We start from the raw sequence: 15,942 nt of genomic DNA, 5'->3' as shown, positions 1-15,942 counted from the left end.
TTAGGCTATGAATTCCACGCCATTTTCCGTCGTCCTTGCAGGTGGCGGCACTGCAGGACATATTGAGCCCGCCCTTGCCGTCGGTGAAGCTTTACGCGAGCGCTACGGCGCCAGGATTACCGCATTAGGGACCGAAAAGGGGCTGGAAAGCGATATTATTCCCGCCCGCGGCGTGGACCTGCGCCTAATTACGCCCGTGCCGATTCCCCGCAAGGTGAGCACCAACCTGGCCAAGTTACCCGTCAAGCTTGCGCGGTCCGTCCGCCAGGCGCGGAAGGTCTTAAAGGACGTGGAGGCCGATGTCGTCTTCGGCACCGGCGGATACGTCTCTGGGCCCGCCTATATAGCGGCGAAGACCTTAGGTATTCCGTTTTACGTCCTCGAGACCAATGCCTTGGCAGGTATGGCCAATAAGCTGGGCGTGAAGCTCGGCGGCATCGGCCTTAATGCCCACGCCAATTCCGGCATGGAGGGCGAGGTCATCGGCATCCCAGTGCGCCCCAGCCTGGCCGCGGCTGCCGGGGATAAGGACGGGAATACCGCTGCGGATGCCCGCACGAAGTGGGATTTAGCGCAGCTGCCCACCATCCTCATTACCGGCGGCTCCCAAGGAGCGGCCAGCATCAACGGCGCCGTAGCGGGCGCAGCGGAGGACCTCACTAAGGACTTCCAGCTCTTGCACGCCTATGGCAAGAAAAACGATTCGCCCAAGCCGTATCCCAACTACGCCGCTCTGCCGTATATCGACGACATGGCCGGTGCGCTCGCCGCGGCGGACCTCGTGGTGTGCCGTTCGGGCGCGATGACGGTGGCAGAGGTTTCCGCCGCGGGCCTTCCCGCCATCTACGTCCCGTTGCCACACGGCAATGGCGAGCAAGCGCTGAACTCGCGCGAATTGGTAGAAGCCGGTGCTGCGGTGCAGATTCCCGATGCCGAATTGGGCTCCGATCGCCTCATCGAAGAGGTCCGCGCCATTCTTGATGATCCAGAGCGCCTGAAATCCATGACGCAGGCCGCCGCCCAGTCTAAGGCGGGGGATGCGGCGAATATCATCGCTGACCGCATCGCCACCCGCGTGCAGGACGCAGAATTGCAGGCCGGAAAGAAGGATAAGTAAATGACCGATCCCGCACAGTACGATCTCAGCCGCGTCCACCTCATTGGCATCGGTGGTTCCGGGATGTCGGGTCTTGCCCGCATCCTCGCCGCACGCGGCGCCGTCGTTACCGGCTCCGATGTGAAGGACTCCACCTCGGTGGAGGTTTTGCGCTCGATGGGTGCCAAGGTGGCCATCGGCCACGCTGCGGACAACCTCAAGCTTTCCGGCGAGCTGCCCACCACCGTCGTCACCTCCTTCGCGGCGATTCCGCAAGATAACCCGGAGCTCGTCGCCGCGCGGGAGAATAATATTCCGCTCATTCGCCGCTCGGATCTGCTCGCCGCGCTGATGGAGGGCCACACCCAGGTGCTGCTGGCGGGCACGCACGGCAAGACCTCGACAACCTCGATGGCCGTGAGCGCCATGCAGCACGCAGGCCTGGATCCCTCCTTTGCCATCGGCGGCCAACTCAACCGCGCCGGCACCAACGCGCATGGCGGCACCGGTGAGGCCTTCGTTGCCGAGGCCGATGAGTCCGATGCCTCGCTCTTGCGCTATAGCCCCGATATCGCCGTCATCACCAACGCGGAGCCGGACCACCTTGACTATTTCCACTCCGCGGACGCCTACTTCAAGGTCTTTGCGGACTTCGCGGACCTGGTCACCCCGGATACCGGCTACCTCGTTGTGTGCGCGGAGGACGAGCACGCGGCTGAGATCGGTGAGCAGGCGCTCAGCCGCGGCATCAACGTCATCGGCTATGGCGGCGCAGAGAAGGCCCGCACCACCTCCGTTCCGCTCGCCGCGACGCTGACCGCGGAGGAGACCACCGCCGCTGGCATGGCGTGTACCGTGCAGCTGTCCCTGCCCGGCGTGGAGGAATCCGTGAGCTACCAGCTGCAGATTCCCGGCCACCACATGGTGCTCAACTCCATGGCGGCGCTAATCGCCGGCGTGCTATCGGGCGGCGATCCCAGCACCATCGCGGAGGGCCTTGCGGATTTCAGCGGCGTGCGCCGCCGCTTTGAGTACCGGGGCAGCGTGGACTGGCAGGGCGGCAGCGTCCGTGTCTTCGACGATTATGCCCACCATCCCACCGAGGTCGCCGCGGTGCTGCGGGCCGCGCGCGCCAAGGTTGCTGCCGAAGGCAATGGCGGGCGTGTTATCGCCTGTTTCCAGCCGCACCTGTACTCGCGCACCATGGAATTCGACGCCGAGTTCGCGCAGGCGCTTGCGCTTGCCGATGCCGCCGTTGTACTCGACATCTACGGTGCCCGCGAGCAACCCGTGGAAGGCATTACCTCCCGCATTATCACCAATAAGATGCCGGAGGAGATGGAGGTTATCTTTGAACCAGACTTTTCCGCCGCGGCCAAGGACGTGGTCTCCATCGCACAGCCGGGCGATATCATCTTGACCATCGGCGCCGGTTCCATCACCCTTGTTGCCGCGGAAATCCTCGATGAATTGCGGGCCCACTAGTGCGGGTGTCGAAGAAGCTCATTTTCGGCATCGTTGGCGGCCTGCTCGCCCTCGTGCTGGTGGTGGGCGCCGCGGTATGGGCGTTGCCCATTTTCAAGGTGAAAAACTTTGAGGTCGAGGGCGTGCACCAGCTCGATTCCGCCCAGGTCCAGGAGGCCGCGGGCGTGCCCGAGGGCGAAAACCTCTTGCGGGTGGATGCACACGAGGCCGCCAGTGGCGTTGCCAGCCTGGACTGGGCGGATTCGGTGACGGTTTCGCGCGACCTGCCATCGACCTTGACCATCTCTGTGCAGGAACATAAACCCGTCGCCTTCGTGAAGCGAGATGACACCACCTACCTCATCGATGACAAGGGCGAGGAATTTACCTCCGCCGAGCCGCCCGAAGGTGCGGTGGAACTTACCGGGGACATCGACAGTGGCTCCACCGAGGCCCAAGACGCGGTAGCTGCCATCGCCGCGCTTTCCGATGACGTGCGCCACCAAGTCGCCACCCTCGAAGTCACCGATTCCTACTCACTGCAGTTCACCATGAAGGATGATCGCCGCATTTTCTGGGGTGCGAGCGATAAAAATAACGACGATAAGGCCCGCGCCTTCGCCACCGTGCTGAAGATGGAGGGCCGAGAATGGAATATCTCTAACCCCGAACTGGTCACTACCCGCGGATAGGGTAGATACCTAGGCGGAGGCCTCGATAGACCCGAAAAATCCCCTGCCGCGCCGCGCCCGAAGCGTATGCGCTGCAGGGTCTTTTATTTTCTCTTTTAGGTGGTGTCAATGGTGTGGAAGTGGCGGACAAAACCGCAGGCCAACAACCCTAAAGTGGTACTTGAGAGTCCCGACACGCGTAAAATGAGCATGAAAATTACAGGTGTGTCGTTAAAGATGGAGGGGAACGCGATTCACGCTCGTGAAGCGCATACAATCCTCGTTTAATGCACGTGCAGACTTAAAGTAGCGAAAGGTGAGACCTGCTCACATGATCTCTTCCAACAACAATCTCGCGGATATCAAGGTCGTCGGCGTCGGCGGTGGCGGCGTCAACGCCGTGAACCGCATGATCGAAGAAGGCTTAAAGGGCGTCCAATTCGTCGCCATAAACACCGACTCCCAGGCGCTGATTTTCTCCGATGCCGATACCAAGCTCGACATCGGCCGCGAGGCCACCCGCGGATTGGGCGCAGGCGCTAACCCTGAGGTGGGCAAGACCTCCGCGGAAGACCACAAGTCCGAAATCGAGGACGCCTTGCAGGGCTCCGATATGGTCTTCGTTACCGCCGGCGAGGGCGGCGGCACCGGTACGGGCGCTGCACCCGTAGTCGCTTCCATCGCGAAGAAGATGGGCGCGCTGACCGTGGGCGTTGTCACCCGCCCCTTCAAGTTCGAGGGCGCGCGCCGTACCCGCCAGGCCATGGCCGGCATCGAGGAGCTGCGCGAGGTTTGCGATACCCTCATCGTTATTCCAAATGACCGCCTGATGCAGCTCGGTGGGGAAGAGCTTTCCATCGTGGAAGCCTTCCGCGCGGCCGATGAGGTTCTGCACAATGGTGTCCAGGGTATTACCAACCTGATCACCATCCCGGGCATGATCAACGTCGACTTTGCTGACGTTCGCTCCGTCATGTCTGATGCCGGCTCCGCCCTGATGGGCATCGGCTCCGCACGGGGCGATAACCGCGCCATGACTGCCGCCGAGCAGGCCATCAATTCGCCGCTATTGGAATCCACGATGGAAGGCGCCAAGGGCGTGCTGCTGTCCATCGCCGGCGGCTCTGACCTGGGCCTGCACGAGGTTAACTCCGCGGCCTCCATGGTCGAAGAGCGTGCCGACGAAGACGTCAACCTCATCTTCGGCACCATCATCGATGACACCTTGGGCGATGAAATCCGCATCACCATCATCGCCACCGGTTTCGATGCCGAGGCCAATGCCGCCCAGGCAGCATCTTCACAGCGTGCTCCCGAGCAGCGCAAGCCCGGCTCGCTCTTTGATAACCGCGACCGCGAGTCCGGCAACTCCGCCACCCCGGCACCTACCCAACCCGCCGCCGATGACTACGCACCGCGCCACTCCTATGAGCCGCGCGCCGGCCAGGACCGTGGCGTAGAAGAACGCCGCGCTGATGAGCGCCGCGTGGACGATCGCCGCTACGACGACCGCCGCGTGGAAGAACGCCGCCCCGAGGAGCGCCGCAGCGAGTCTGGCGGCCTGTTCACCAACTCCGATCGCTTCCGCGAGGAGCGTCGCGAAGACTACCGCCTGTCTCGGCCAAGTCAGCGCCGCGATGATGATGGCGATGATGATCTCGATGTGCCGTCCTTCATGCGCTAAGCGCAAACCGCTACGCTGGTGTGCATGCCAGTAAACGAGGAACATCGCACCAGCCGCCCCGTCCGCATGGTTTTTACCAGCCGTGCAGGCGGGGCGTCTGCATATCCATATGAGTCTTTCAATCTTGGCGGGCACGTCGGCGACGAACCAGCCAACGTCGCGGCCAACCGCGAGCGCCTCCTGCGCGTGACCGGGCTCGAGAATATCGTGTGGATGGAACAGCTCCACACCAATACGGTCACCGTCATCGACGGCCCGCGCGATACCCCGGTTCCAGCCACGGATGCGGTGGTGACCACGCAGCGCCGGCTTGGCCTCGGCGTCCTCGTCGCCGATTGCACGCCCGTGCTGCTTGTCGATGTCCCCGCCGGCGTCATCGCCGCCGTGCACGCCGGCCGGCTCGGCGCCCGCAACGGCATCGTGGTCAATACCGTGCGCGAGATGCAGAAACTAGGCGCTCAGCCGGAGCGAATCCAGGTGGTCATGGGCCCGGCCGCATCTGGGAAAAGCTACGAGGTTCCGGAAGAAATGGCCAACGATGTCGAACGGCGCCTTCCCGGCTCGAAGTGCAAGACCTCGAAAGGGACGTGGGGCATCGACGTGCGCGCTGGGCTTATCCGCCAATTGATGGGCCTGGGCATTACCAATATCGATTCTGATCCGCGCTGCACCATTGAGGACACGGATTTCTTTTCTTATCGCCGCGAAGGAACCACTGGCCGCCAGGCCGGTGTGATTTGGTTGGAGGCTAATCATGAGTAACCGGAAACAAGAACTGGCAGATAACCTCGCCGCAACAAAGGAACACATTAGCGCCATCGCCGCCGAGCATGAGCGCCCGGCACCGCAATTGCTGGTCGTGACCAAGTTCCATCCCGCAGAGGACATCGCCCTTTTGGCTGAGCTCGGGGTGGAAGACGTCGCGGAAAACCGCGAGCAAGAAGCCCGGGCAAAGGCACAGGAGCTAGAGCAGCTGCGCTTTCACATGATTGGCCAGATTCAAACCAAGAAGGCCAACCACGTCGCGCGGTGGGCTACTAGTGTGCATTCGGTGGATTCGGTGAAGCTGGCCAACGCGCTGGACCGCGGCGTGAGCCTGGCAAAAGAACGCGGCCAGCGAGAGAACAACCTCCCAATATTCATTCAGGTTTCTGCCGATGGCGATACGTCGCGCGGGGGAGTAATCCGCGAGGAATTGGATGAGGTGATCGAGTCCGTCGAGGCGGCGGAGCACCTAGAATTCGCCGGGCTCATGGTGGTTCCTCCTCTCGATGCCGATGCGCGGGAAGTATTTTCCACGGTGCGCGCAGACGTGGATCGCCTGTCCGAACGCCTTGGCCGGCAGCTCAAACTATCAGCCGGGATGAGTGCAGATATGGATGCGGCGATTGCTGCGGGCACCGATATTGTGCGTGTCGGAACCAGCATCATGGGAAAGCGCCCAGTAGGTTAAAAATATCGCAAAAGCGCATTTCACAGCGTAAATCACATGAGTCACATCATTCACATTTGCGCGCTTGAACTTGAACAAATTTAGGTCAGAGGGAGACCCAAAATGTCATTCATTGATAGGACGAAGAATTTCTTCGGGCTTGGTCCGATGGATTTCGAAGAAGACGACGCCTACTACAACGACGAGCCGCGTTACGCGGGCAACGGAGCTGCCACTTCTGCGGCCTACGCCCCACGCCGCGCCCCGCAGGCCTATGAGCCAACCCCAGCGCCTGCGCCCGTCGAGGAGAAGTTCGTTCCGACTATCGTGGCAATCTCCTTGACCTCGTTCAACGATGCCGCCAAGGTGGGCGAACCCTTCCGCGATGGCGATGCAGTGGTCTTTGAGCTTACCGATGCCGAGCGCGGAACCGCCAAGCGCTTCATCGACTTCGCCGCAGGCCTCTGCTTCGGCCTGGAAGGCCGCATGCTCAACCTGTCGAAGGGCATGGACACCCAGCGCAAGGTATTCGCCGTCGTGCCTAAGTCCGCTGATATTGCCAAGCCTGAACTAGAGCGCGCCGCCGGTCTGCGCTAGGTTCGCGGGCTAGGTAAAACGACGCACATCCCATTAACCCCCGTACGGTGCGCAATGCGCACGTGCGGGGGACTATTCGATAGGCTGAGTAATCGTGACTGAAATTGGAATTATTCTCATCTTCTTGGTGAGGGTTTATACATGGGTATTGATCGCCCGGATTATTATTGAGATGATTCAATCTTTCTCGCGGCAATTCAACCCGCCGCGCTGGTTCATGATCATCGCTGAGCCCCTTTTCGCCATCACGGATCCGCCGGTCAAGGCGCTGCGCCGGGTCATTCCTCCGCTGCAGATGGGTGGAATCGCGCTAGATGTTTCCGTCTTAGTGCTGTTTTTCATCCTGTCGTTCCTGACGCTTTTCCTGCAGGTAATTTTCTTGTAGGACGACCCCGCATCACCCCGTAACCTGTGGTAGACATTGAGAGTCAGCGTTACGTCCATTATTGTGGACTTTCGGTTACAATAAAATGCGATAATCCGTATCATGAACCACATATAACTTTGTGGGGAAGGTTTAGATAAACTGGAACCGCAGCTCCTAAGGCCCTGGAACCTCCGGGGTTCTATCAACTCGAAGGGGAAGACAAGTCATGCCACTGTCACCAGCTGATGTACACAACGTCGCGTTCAGCAAGCCGCCGATTGGCAAGCGTGGCTACAACGAGGATGAGGTAGATCAGTTCCTCGACCTCGTTGAGGACGCCCTTGCCCAACTGCAGGATGAGAACGAAGACCTGCAGGCGCAGGTGAGCGATCTTAGCTCAGGCGCCAAGGCCGGCGGAGCAGGGGCTGGTGCCGCAGCCGCCGCAACCTCCGGTGCAGATGAAGAAGCTCTGCGCAAGGAGATTGAGGCCAAGCTGCGTGCTGAATATGAAACCAAGTTGGCAGATTCCAAGTCCGAGGTCTCTCGCGCTAAGGAAGAAACCAAGAAGGCCCAGGAGCAGGTAAAGGCCGCCCAGGCCGAGGCCGCAAAGGTCAAGGAAAGCGGTGCCGATGCCACCGCAGCGGGTGCTACCGCCGCCGCTAATACCGCCGAGCTTAAGGCTGCTCGCGACGAGGCAGCAAAGGCCAAGAAGGAAGCCGAGGAGGCTCGCGCAGAGGCTAAGCAGGCCAAGGAGAAGCTGGAGTCTTCCCAGCGCGAGAATGAGAACCTGAAGAAGTCCGCTTCTGCCGCTGGTTCCTCCAACTCGGCCGCCTCCAGCGCCGCAGCGGCCGCCGCAGGTGCTGGTGCAGCACAGGGTGCAGACGGCCTGGCTACCCCTGATACCCACATGCAGGCAGCGCGTGTGCTGGGCTTGGCCCAGGAGATGGCGGATCGCCTGACCTCTGAGGCTCGCGCCGAGTCTGAGTCCATGCTGACCGAGGCCCGCACGGCCGCAGAAAAGCAGCTTTCTGATGCCGACTCTCGTTCTAAGGCACAGCTTGCCGAGGCGCAGAAGAAGTACGACGCTCAGGTGCAGGATGCAGAAACCCGCTCCAAGAAGCTGGTTTCTGAGGCAGAGGAGAAGGCTCAGCAGACCGAGTCCGATGCTTCCTCCCGCGCCGAGGCGCAGATTCGCCAGGCGGAGGAGAAGGCCGCATCGCTGCAGGCCGATGCCGAGAAGAAGCACACCGAAGTCATGAACACCGTCAAGCAGCAGCAGACCGCCTTGGAGGCGCGCATCTCCGAGCTGCGCACCTTCGAGCGCGAGTACCGTACCCGCTTGAAGACCCTCCTCGAGTCCCAGCTGGAAGAGCTCGAGACCCGCGGAACCGCCGCACCAAACGGCGATGCCGGCAAGAACTAAGTAGCCGGTTGGCAGTAACTAAGCCAAAATAGTTACCCGTAGCGCCCACGCCTCTAGGGGAGTGGGCGCTATTGTGGTTTTATCCACCTCGCTATGATTGTTCCCATAGCTACTTTTACCCCCTCTGAGAGGAACTGACATGCTCGTTGCTGCCCTCGTCCTTGCCCTTGTGGCCTTCGTGGCTTTGGTGATGTATGTCTTAAACACCGCCGATTGGGCGTTGTACCTTGTCTTCATCGCAGCGGGCTCCGGCATCGTGTTGTTTATTATCGACTGGGCGCGCAAGTACCGTGCGGATAATAACGCCCTTGAAGAAGACCTGTCCCAAGGCTGGAAACAGAACTAGGCCCAGAGCCGTCCAGGATCGCTCAGCCTTGATCCGGCTGGGTCAGGCTGGGGTAGATTCGGCCATGTTCCGTCAGAAGTATCAGCTCCCGCCATTGCGGCATGCCAAATTAGGCGCACGGCGGCGCCTCGTCTAGCCGGTGGGGTCCAACGCCAGTGCCAGCCGCACTAACCGCACCACCCCAACTGCCCGCACCGCCCGCAATCATCCGCACCATCTGCGGTTTACCGGATCGCGGTTTCCTCGGATCCCTCGGAACCCGCGTCCGGTTCCTGAATCCCGTTCCTGCGGCGGTCCCCTCCGGGGACCCGCCACGAACCCCCGTAAAAGATCTAACTAATCTGGGGGCTCCCACCTGATCGTCCCATTCCGGCGAACGAGGTGCCCGCGCAGTGGCGGGGCATTGGGGTCATCGTCGTTGACCCCGTTGTGGTAGGCGCAGGCTGTGGATAAGTTACCTATGTTGGTCAACCCACCGTGCAACCACGGCTCCAAATGATGAATCTGACATTCGTCTGCGGGCTTGTTGCACCGCGGCCACGGGCAGATTGGGTTTTCTGCCGCGGCCATCAGGCGTTGTTTCGCATTGGCGAAGCGCTCCGTGCGGTACAGGTTCACCGCTCCCTCATAGGGACTAATGAGGGTAATCAGCCCGCGTTCCTTCAGCGCGCGCTCGAGGTACTCGGCGCCGGTAAGAGTAGCGCCATTGGTCATTTGGAGCTGGATTTCCTCGCCATCGCCGTTGATGATGCGCACGTAGTCATCCAGGTTGACCAGGACATTGGTCATCACCGTGGTCTTTACGGCGGAGCCGCCGCCGAAAAAGGTCTGTTCCACTGCCTCGAGCGGCTCCTTGCCGCTCTCTTTTAGCGCGGCATGAAGATCCGCAATAAGCGAGGAACGCGCATCGATGGCCAGGGTCCACGGCGCGTTCTTGCGGCGAATGATGCGCACCCCAGGCTTAACCTTCTTCTTTTTCGCAGGTAGCTTGGATTTTGCCAGTTTTTCTAGATCCGCCGTGCCGGCGTTGGTGGTGCAGAGCTGCTCGCGGAGAAGCCAGGCATCGAAAAGCGTGGGCATCTTGCGGGCATACTTTTCGATGATGGACAACGCCACGATGGAATGGCCATTGCGCCGGGCACCGTCCATGGCTCGCCGGCGCCGGCCGGTGAATTTGGTGTTTCCGCAATAAGCCTCTTTGAGCAGGATAAGCTCCCGCGCCGTGTGCTCCGGCGCGCCATGCGCCCGCAGATCGTCCTCAGACAGGCCAGTGCACCCGGCGACAATATCCATCCCCGGGGCCATAGCTGCTAAGTAATTCTCGAGCGCGGTCATGCTTCATAATCTATGGCCACGCACAACCGCGTACAACAGGAAAATTTCTACCTGTGGATAACTTTTGTGCACAGCGTTCGTGTGGCGCTATACTGGCGGGCACATGCGATGATCCGGCCATCACCGGGGGAGCAATTCAGAAGAACGGTCATAAGGCTCAGTAGAACTGAACGGGTGGGACCGTTATCTCCTTCACCGAAATGAAGCGGAGCTTTCAGCTCAAGCAGGGTGGTACCGCGAGCCACTGGCCCGTCCCTGCATCAAGTTATAGCGTGAAGGAAGACAATGGTGAAAAAGATTTACCCCAAGGTCGATATGACCGGCGGCTCGAGCCGCTTCCCGGACATGGAAGAAGAAGTCCAGAAGTACTGGAAGCAGGACGATACGTTCCAGGCTTCTTTGGAAAAGACCAAGGACTGCCCCGAATACATCTTTTATGACGGCCCTCCCTTTGCCAATGGCCTGCCGCACTACGGCCACCTGTTGACCGGATACGTGAAGGATATCGTGCCGCGTTACCGCACGATGGCCGGAAATTACGTCCCCCGCGTCTTCGGCTGGGATACCCACGGCTTGCCCGCGGAGCTGGAGGCAGAAAAGCAGCTCGGGATCACCGATAAAGCCCAGATCGAGGACATGGGCCTGGACAAGTTCAACGAGTACTGCGCTAAGTCGGTGCTGGAATACACCGATGAGTGGGAAGATTACGTTAACCGCCAGGCGCGCTGGGTGGACTTTGATAATGGCTACAAGACCATGGATATCAACTTCATGGAATCGGTCATGTGGGCCTTCAAGGAGCTGTATGACAAGGGCCTAATCTACAAGGGCTTCCGCGTTCTGCCTTACTCTTGGGCGGAGCATACCTCCTTGTCCAACCAGGAAACGCGCTTGGATGATTCCTATAAGATGCGCCAGGATCCCACCTTGACTGTGACTTTCCCGGTCGCAGGTGCTCGCGAGGGCACCGCGGCGGAGAAGACATTGGCGGATTACCCCGCGCTTGCCGATGCCTCCTTCCTCGCCTGGACCACCACCCCCTGGACCCTGCCGTCCAACGAGGCGCTGGCGGTTCACCCGGAGGTCTCTTACGCACTATTTAAGGCCACCGACGGCGAATTCGCTGGCCGCACGTTCATCATGGCTGAAAACCTGCTGGGTACCCTGGAAAAGGAGCTGGGTGAGGCGCAGGTGCTGGGCACCTTCACCGGCGCGCAGCTTGAGGGCTTTAAGTACGAGCCGATCTTCGGATTTTTCCCAGACCTGCGCAATGCCTACCAGGTACTGTTGGCGGACTACGTCACCACCGAAGACGGTACGGGTGTTGTCCACCAGTCGCCCGCCTTTGGTGAAGACGATATGAATACCACCAACGAGTACGACATCGAGTTGGTGGTCCCAGTGGATGAGGACGGTAAGTTCACCTCCCAGGTGCCGCCGTACGAGGGTCAGCTGGTCTTCGATGCGAATAAGTCCATCATCAAGGACCTCAAGGCCGCTGGGCGAGTGGTGCGCCACGTCACCATCGAGCACTCCTACCCGCACTCTTGGCGCTCGGGCGAGCCGCTTATCTACATGGCGCTGCCCGCATGGTTTGTGAAGGTCACCGAATTCCGCGATCGCATGGTGGAGCTTAACCACAACAAGATCGAGTGGCTGCCGGAGCACATCCGCGATGGCCAATTTGGCAAGTGGCTGGAAGGCGCCCGCGACTGGAATATCTCCCGCACCCGCTACTGGGGCGCGCCCATCCCAGTGTGGATGTCCGATAATGACGAGTACCCGCGCATGGACGTCTACGGCTCTTTGGATGAGCTGGAGAGGGACTTCGGCAAGCGCCCGGAGTCGCTGCACCGCCCGCACATCGATGAGCTGACCCGCCCCAACCCGGATGATCCCACCGGTAAGTCCACGATGCGCCGCGTGCCGGACGTGCTGGACTGCTGGTTCGAATCCGGCTCCATGCCGTTTGCGCAAAAGCACTACCCGTTTGAAAATAAGGAGTGGTTTGAAACCCACTCGCCGGCGGACTTCATCGTGGAGTACTCCGGGCAAACCCGCGGTTGGTTCTACCTGCTGCACGTGCTGTCCACTGCGCTCTTTGATCGCCCGGCATTCAAGAAGGTCGTGGCCCACGGCATCGTCTTGGGCAATGACGGGCTTAAGATGTCCAAGTCCAAGGGCAACTACCCGGATGTCAACGAGGTCTTTGACCGCGATGGTTCCGATGCCATGCGCTGGTTCCTGATGTCCTCGCCCATCCTGCGCGGCGGCAACCTCATCGTTACCGAGCAGGGTATCCGCGAGGGCGTGCGCCAGGCGCTGCTTCCCATCTGGAATGCGTACACCTTCCTGCAGCTCTACGCCGAGCAGGAGGCGAAGTTCGATACGAGCTCCACGCACGTGCTCGACCGCTACATCCTGGCTAAGACCCACGACCTTGTGGCCAACGTCGATGCAGCGCTGGCGGGGACCGATATCGCCACCGCCACCGAAGAGGTGCGCCTTTTCGCTGACGTGCTGACCAACTGGTACGTCCGCCGCTCCCGCGATCGCTTCTGGGGCGGCGAGGATGCCAACCCGGAGGCCTTCAATACCCTCTACACCGTGTTGGAGACCACCACGTGCGTGGTTGCCCCGTTGCTTCCGCACGTCGCCGAGGTCATCTACCGCGGCCTGACCGGTGAGCGCTCCGTCCACCTGGCTGATTTCCCCAAGGCCGAGGACTACCCCGCGGATGCGGACCTGGTGTCTGCCATGGACGCTACCCGCGCGGTGGCATCGGCTGCGTCCTCGGTGCGCAAGGCCAATAAGCTGCGCAACCGCCTGCCGCTGCCGAAGCTCACCGTGGCCTTCGCGGGTTCGCAGAGCCTAGCGGACTTCGCCGACATCATCCGCGACGAGGTCAATGTCAAAGAGGTTGAGCTTACTGACGATGTCGATTCCGTCGGTACCTTCCAGGTGGTCTGCAACGCCAAGGTTGCCGGCCCGCGCTTGGGCAAGGATGTCCAGCGGGCCATCAAGAATCTTAAGGCGGGCAACTACGAGCGTCGCGGCGATGAGGTCGTGGTTGACGGGGACATCGTCTTGAGCCCTGAGGAATACACCGAGCGTTTGCAGGCGGCGAACCCGGACTCCACGGCCCGCATCGAGGGCCTGGATGGCCTCGTCGTCCTGGATACCGAGGTTACCGAAGAGCTCGAGGCCGAAGGCTGGGCCGCCGATGTCATCCGTGGCTTGCAGGATGCCCGCAAGAACTCCGGCTTCGACGTATCTGACCGCATCTCCGTGGTCCTTTCCGTGCCCGAAGAAAAGAAGGAGTGGGCGCTGCGTCACGCTGACACCATCGCTGGCGAGGTGCTGGCTACGGAGTTCTCCGTAGTCACCGAGCAGCTTGCCGATGCCCACGATATCCTCACCGGAGTCACCGCCACCGTAGCCAAGAACTAAGAGCACACAGGCTAAACGTTAAGCGGCCCGGCCGGATGCTATCTACAGCGTTCGACTGGGCCGCTTTGCGCACTTATCAATCGGTGGGTTCAATATGCGTAAGAATTAAAATAAAAGAAGAAATGGGGATGTGGACTTTGTTGTGGGGCTTGCTGGAGAAGCTGAAGTAATCGGTGGTCTCTGTTTAGCGAGGACGCCATTGTCAGCCTTGACATCATGTACGAAAGCCGTGTTCATTAAGTGATCTCGCACACTTTTTCGGGTATACACTTTTGGGTAAAAAGCAATATGGTTTACTAATCTTGCGTTTAAAAACGTAAATAGCACGATAGAGATCGTGTTATTCCGCTTTCTGCGGTGTCCGCCCGCGCTTTACATTTTTGAAAGCACATCGTGGCATACAGGGCCCGTAGTTCGAAGTACCCCTTGGAAGGTTCGTATGAAACTCAATAAGCGTGTTCTCGCTTCTGCAGCTATCTCTGCATCTCTCGTGGCTACCGCAGTTACCCCAGTTGCTTGGGCTACTGGTGAGCATCTTAACTGTGCACAGAACTTCCGAGCCGGCGTCGATTTCGATGCTGGCATCAATGCCAACGTTGCGGAGCATCTGCAGCGTAACTGCAAGTTGAGTGTGGGTCAGATCACTGAGCTAAGTGTTAGCGAAATGGCACAGACAGCTAGGGAACTCTTGGGGAAAGACAACACGCCTCTTTATTCTGAAGAAGAGTTGAAGCGTTTGTCACATTCTGAGGTTGTCAGGGAAGCGCGGATCAATGGCATTTCTTCCGACGATGATGGCAAGGGTCCTGCTGAAGGCGGACAGCAGTCAGAGGCTCCTCTAATGGTGAATGATGTCAAAGCAGGGGACAGGGAAATCACTGGCTCGGTGTTTTGCTCCCAGGTCAAAAGAAGACAGTTCAAGTTACTTTCCCAAACTTCAGGGCATTAACTACGGACCTACATCTTAAGGAAAATCTGCTGAGGAAGGTGGAGCCTCTAATGGTAAAGCTGTCACCTTTAAATTCGACGTTCCTGAAGGGATTAACCTAAAGGCAGGTGAAACACTACTCTTTAGTTCGCTATATGATTCCTTGGCTCCGGACGATAGCAAGAGCAAAGCCATACCAGTAGTTGTTAAACCTGCGGATGTGGCCGAGGAGGAAGGCCCAGATTCTGGGGACTCTGAAGGCGAATTCCCGTTCGCTGTTTCCGCGGAAGTAAATGACATCAAGGCAGGAGACAAAAAGGTTACCGGTAAGGTTCGTTTGTACCCAGGCCAAGAGGTGGAAATTGAGGCTTATTTCCCCGGCGGAAGGATTCAGACAACCGTCGTGAAGCTGGAGAAAAAGTCTGCACAGAAGGGCCAAGTTCCTGAAGGTGAGTTTGTCCCGTTTGAAATCGATGTACCTGCAGACGTCAAGTTAATGGCAGGTGACAAGGTATCCGTTTCTCCGATCCCTCATGTCACGGATCCGAAAACCGGTGAAAGCAACAGCGTAGGGCTCATTGTGAAGGCTGCTGATAAGGGCAGCGAGTCGCAACCCGACCAGACCTCTGGTAACGGTAATGGCAAGGGCAAAGAGGGAGGCAGCGGTTCCACAAAGCCGGCACAGCCATCGGTTCCGGGCGCTGATGATAGCCCTGGTGCTGGAGAAGGCAGCTCTAAGTTTGGCAAGGTCTTTGAAGTAATTCCTGGTTTGGGTGCTTTGGTGGAAGGTGTTGCCAAGTTCTTCAACAAGAACTCAGGCCTCGCTCGCCTCTTGCAACCGCTGCGTAACTTCTTCTCACTGTTTAAGTTCTAATCTCGTCTGAGTTAGTGGATTAGTGCGGGCTTGATGCGCGGACTAGGCTACCGACAGTGACTGAACCGGAGCCCTCCATGAGGAGGTGCTCCGGTTTCTGTGTTGTCTGGCCAAATGTTGCGGGACTTGGCCTAGCGCACTGGGCCGGGCAGGTGTGACGCGGGCTTGTTTTAGGGACCGGTAAGGCGGTACCAGGTACCGGGGTGGCGGTAGCCGCCCGGTAGCCGGTTTTACCCCCGCTTATCGTTTGGACCGTTGACGTTGCTTGAGCTGTT

The 15,942-nt window shown here is 59.6% G+C and carries 14 protein-coding genes; 13 read left to right on the top strand and 1 reads right to left on the bottom strand.

The window, feature by feature from the left end:
* Positions 1 to 7: 7 nt before the first annotated feature.
* From murG to MHX65_RS09925, 10 genes are all read left to right on the top strand, one after another.
* Complete coding sequence (gene murG, locus MHX65_RS09970; RefSeq protein WP_239269931.1) at positions 8 to 1,117, top strand: undecaprenyldiphospho-muramoylpentapeptide beta-N-acetylglucosaminyltransferase; 1,110 nt, start codon at positions 8 to 10, stop codon at positions 1,115 to 1,117.
* Positions 1,118 to 2,581, top strand: coding sequence for a UDP-N-acetylmuramate--L-alanine ligase (gene murC / locus MHX65_RS09965; RefSeq protein ID WP_239269930.1), 1,464 nt, complete (start codon positions 1,118 to 1,120; stop codon positions 2,579 to 2,581).
* Entirely contained in the window at positions 2,581 to 3,252 is a 672-nt protein-coding gene (locus MHX65_RS09960; RefSeq protein ID WP_349819903.1) for a cell division protein FtsQ/DivIB, read from the top strand. The genes murC and MHX65_RS09960 overlap by 1 nt, the downstream gene beginning before the upstream one ends.
* Positions 3,253 to 3,562: 310 nt before the next feature.
* Positions 3,563 to 4,915, top strand: coding sequence for a cell division protein FtsZ (gene ftsZ, locus MHX65_RS09955; RefSeq protein WP_239269928.1), 1,353 nt, complete (start codon positions 3,563 to 3,565; stop codon positions 4,913 to 4,915).
* Positions 4,916 to 4,939: 24 nt separating this feature from the next.
* Positions 4,940 to 5,677 carry a peptidoglycan editing factor PgeF gene (gene pgeF / locus MHX65_RS09950; RefSeq protein ID WP_239269927.1) on the top strand — a complete coding sequence of 246 codons (738 nt, stop codon included), beginning with the start codon at positions 4,940 to 4,942 and terminating at the stop codon, positions 5,675 to 5,677.
* Entirely contained in the window at positions 5,670 to 6,368 is a 699-nt protein-coding gene (locus MHX65_RS09945; RefSeq protein ID WP_239269926.1) for a YggS family pyridoxal phosphate-dependent enzyme, read from the top strand. The genes pgeF and MHX65_RS09945 overlap by 8 nt, the downstream gene beginning before the upstream one ends.
* A gap of 102 nt (positions 6,369 to 6,470) precedes the next feature.
* Positions 6,471 to 6,944, top strand: coding sequence for a cell division protein SepF (locus tag MHX65_RS09940; protein ID WP_239269925.1), 474 nt, complete (start codon positions 6,471 to 6,473; stop codon positions 6,942 to 6,944).
* 94 nt (positions 6,945 to 7,038) lie between these two features.
* On the top strand, positions 7,039 to 7,329 hold the full coding sequence (locus MHX65_RS09935; RefSeq protein ID WP_005278444.1) for a YggT family protein: 291 nt from the start codon (positions 7,039 to 7,041) through the stop codon (positions 7,327 to 7,329).
* Positions 7,330 to 7,537: 208 nt separating this feature from the next.
* Positions 7,538 to 8,734 (top strand): DivIVA domain-containing protein, encoded by a 1,197-nt coding sequence (locus tag MHX65_RS09930; protein ID WP_239269924.1) that lies wholly within the window; start codon positions 7,538 to 7,540, stop codon positions 8,732 to 8,734.
* A gap of 139 nt (positions 8,735 to 8,873) precedes the next feature.
* Positions 8,874 to 9,080, top strand: a complete 207-nt coding sequence (locus MHX65_RS09925) for a hypothetical protein (protein ID WP_005278448.1) — start codon at positions 8,874 to 8,876, stop codon at positions 9,078 to 9,080.
* A gap of 336 nt (positions 9,081 to 9,416) precedes the next feature.
* On the opposite strand, the gene MHX65_RS09920 is transcribed toward MHX65_RS09925, so the two are convergent.
* A complete protein-coding gene (locus tag MHX65_RS09920; protein ID WP_239269923.1) occupies positions 9,417 to 10,415 on the bottom strand; it encodes an HNH endonuclease signature motif containing protein in 999 nt (332 codons plus the stop codon).
* A 285-nt stretch (positions 10,416 to 10,700) separates the two neighbouring features.
* Between MHX65_RS09920 and ileS the strand changes: the two genes are divergently transcribed.
* From ileS to MHX65_RS09905, 3 genes are all read left to right on the top strand, one after another.
* Positions 10,701 to 13,865 carry an isoleucine--tRNA ligase gene (gene ileS / locus MHX65_RS09915; RefSeq protein WP_239269922.1) on the top strand — a complete coding sequence of 1,055 codons (3,165 nt, stop codon included), beginning with the start codon at positions 10,701 to 10,703 and terminating at the stop codon, positions 13,863 to 13,865.
* Between the two features lie 439 nt (positions 13,866 to 14,304).
* Positions 14,305 to 14,814 (top strand): hypothetical protein, encoded by a 510-nt coding sequence (locus MHX65_RS09910; protein WP_239269921.1) that lies wholly within the window; start codon positions 14,305 to 14,307, stop codon positions 14,812 to 14,814.
* Positions 14,815 to 14,956: 142 nt separating this feature from the next.
* Entirely contained in the window at positions 14,957 to 15,667 is a 711-nt protein-coding gene (locus tag MHX65_RS09905; RefSeq protein WP_239269920.1) for a hypothetical protein, read from the top strand.
* The last annotated feature ends 275 nt before the right edge of the window (positions 15,668 to 15,942 follow it).

It is taken from the genome of Corynebacterium sp. ACRPS, assembly GCF_022346005.1.
Classification (GTDB): domain Bacteria; phylum Actinomycetota; class Actinomycetes; order Mycobacteriales; family Mycobacteriaceae; genus Corynebacterium.
This window is presented reverse-complemented; position numbering and strand designations above follow the sequence as displayed.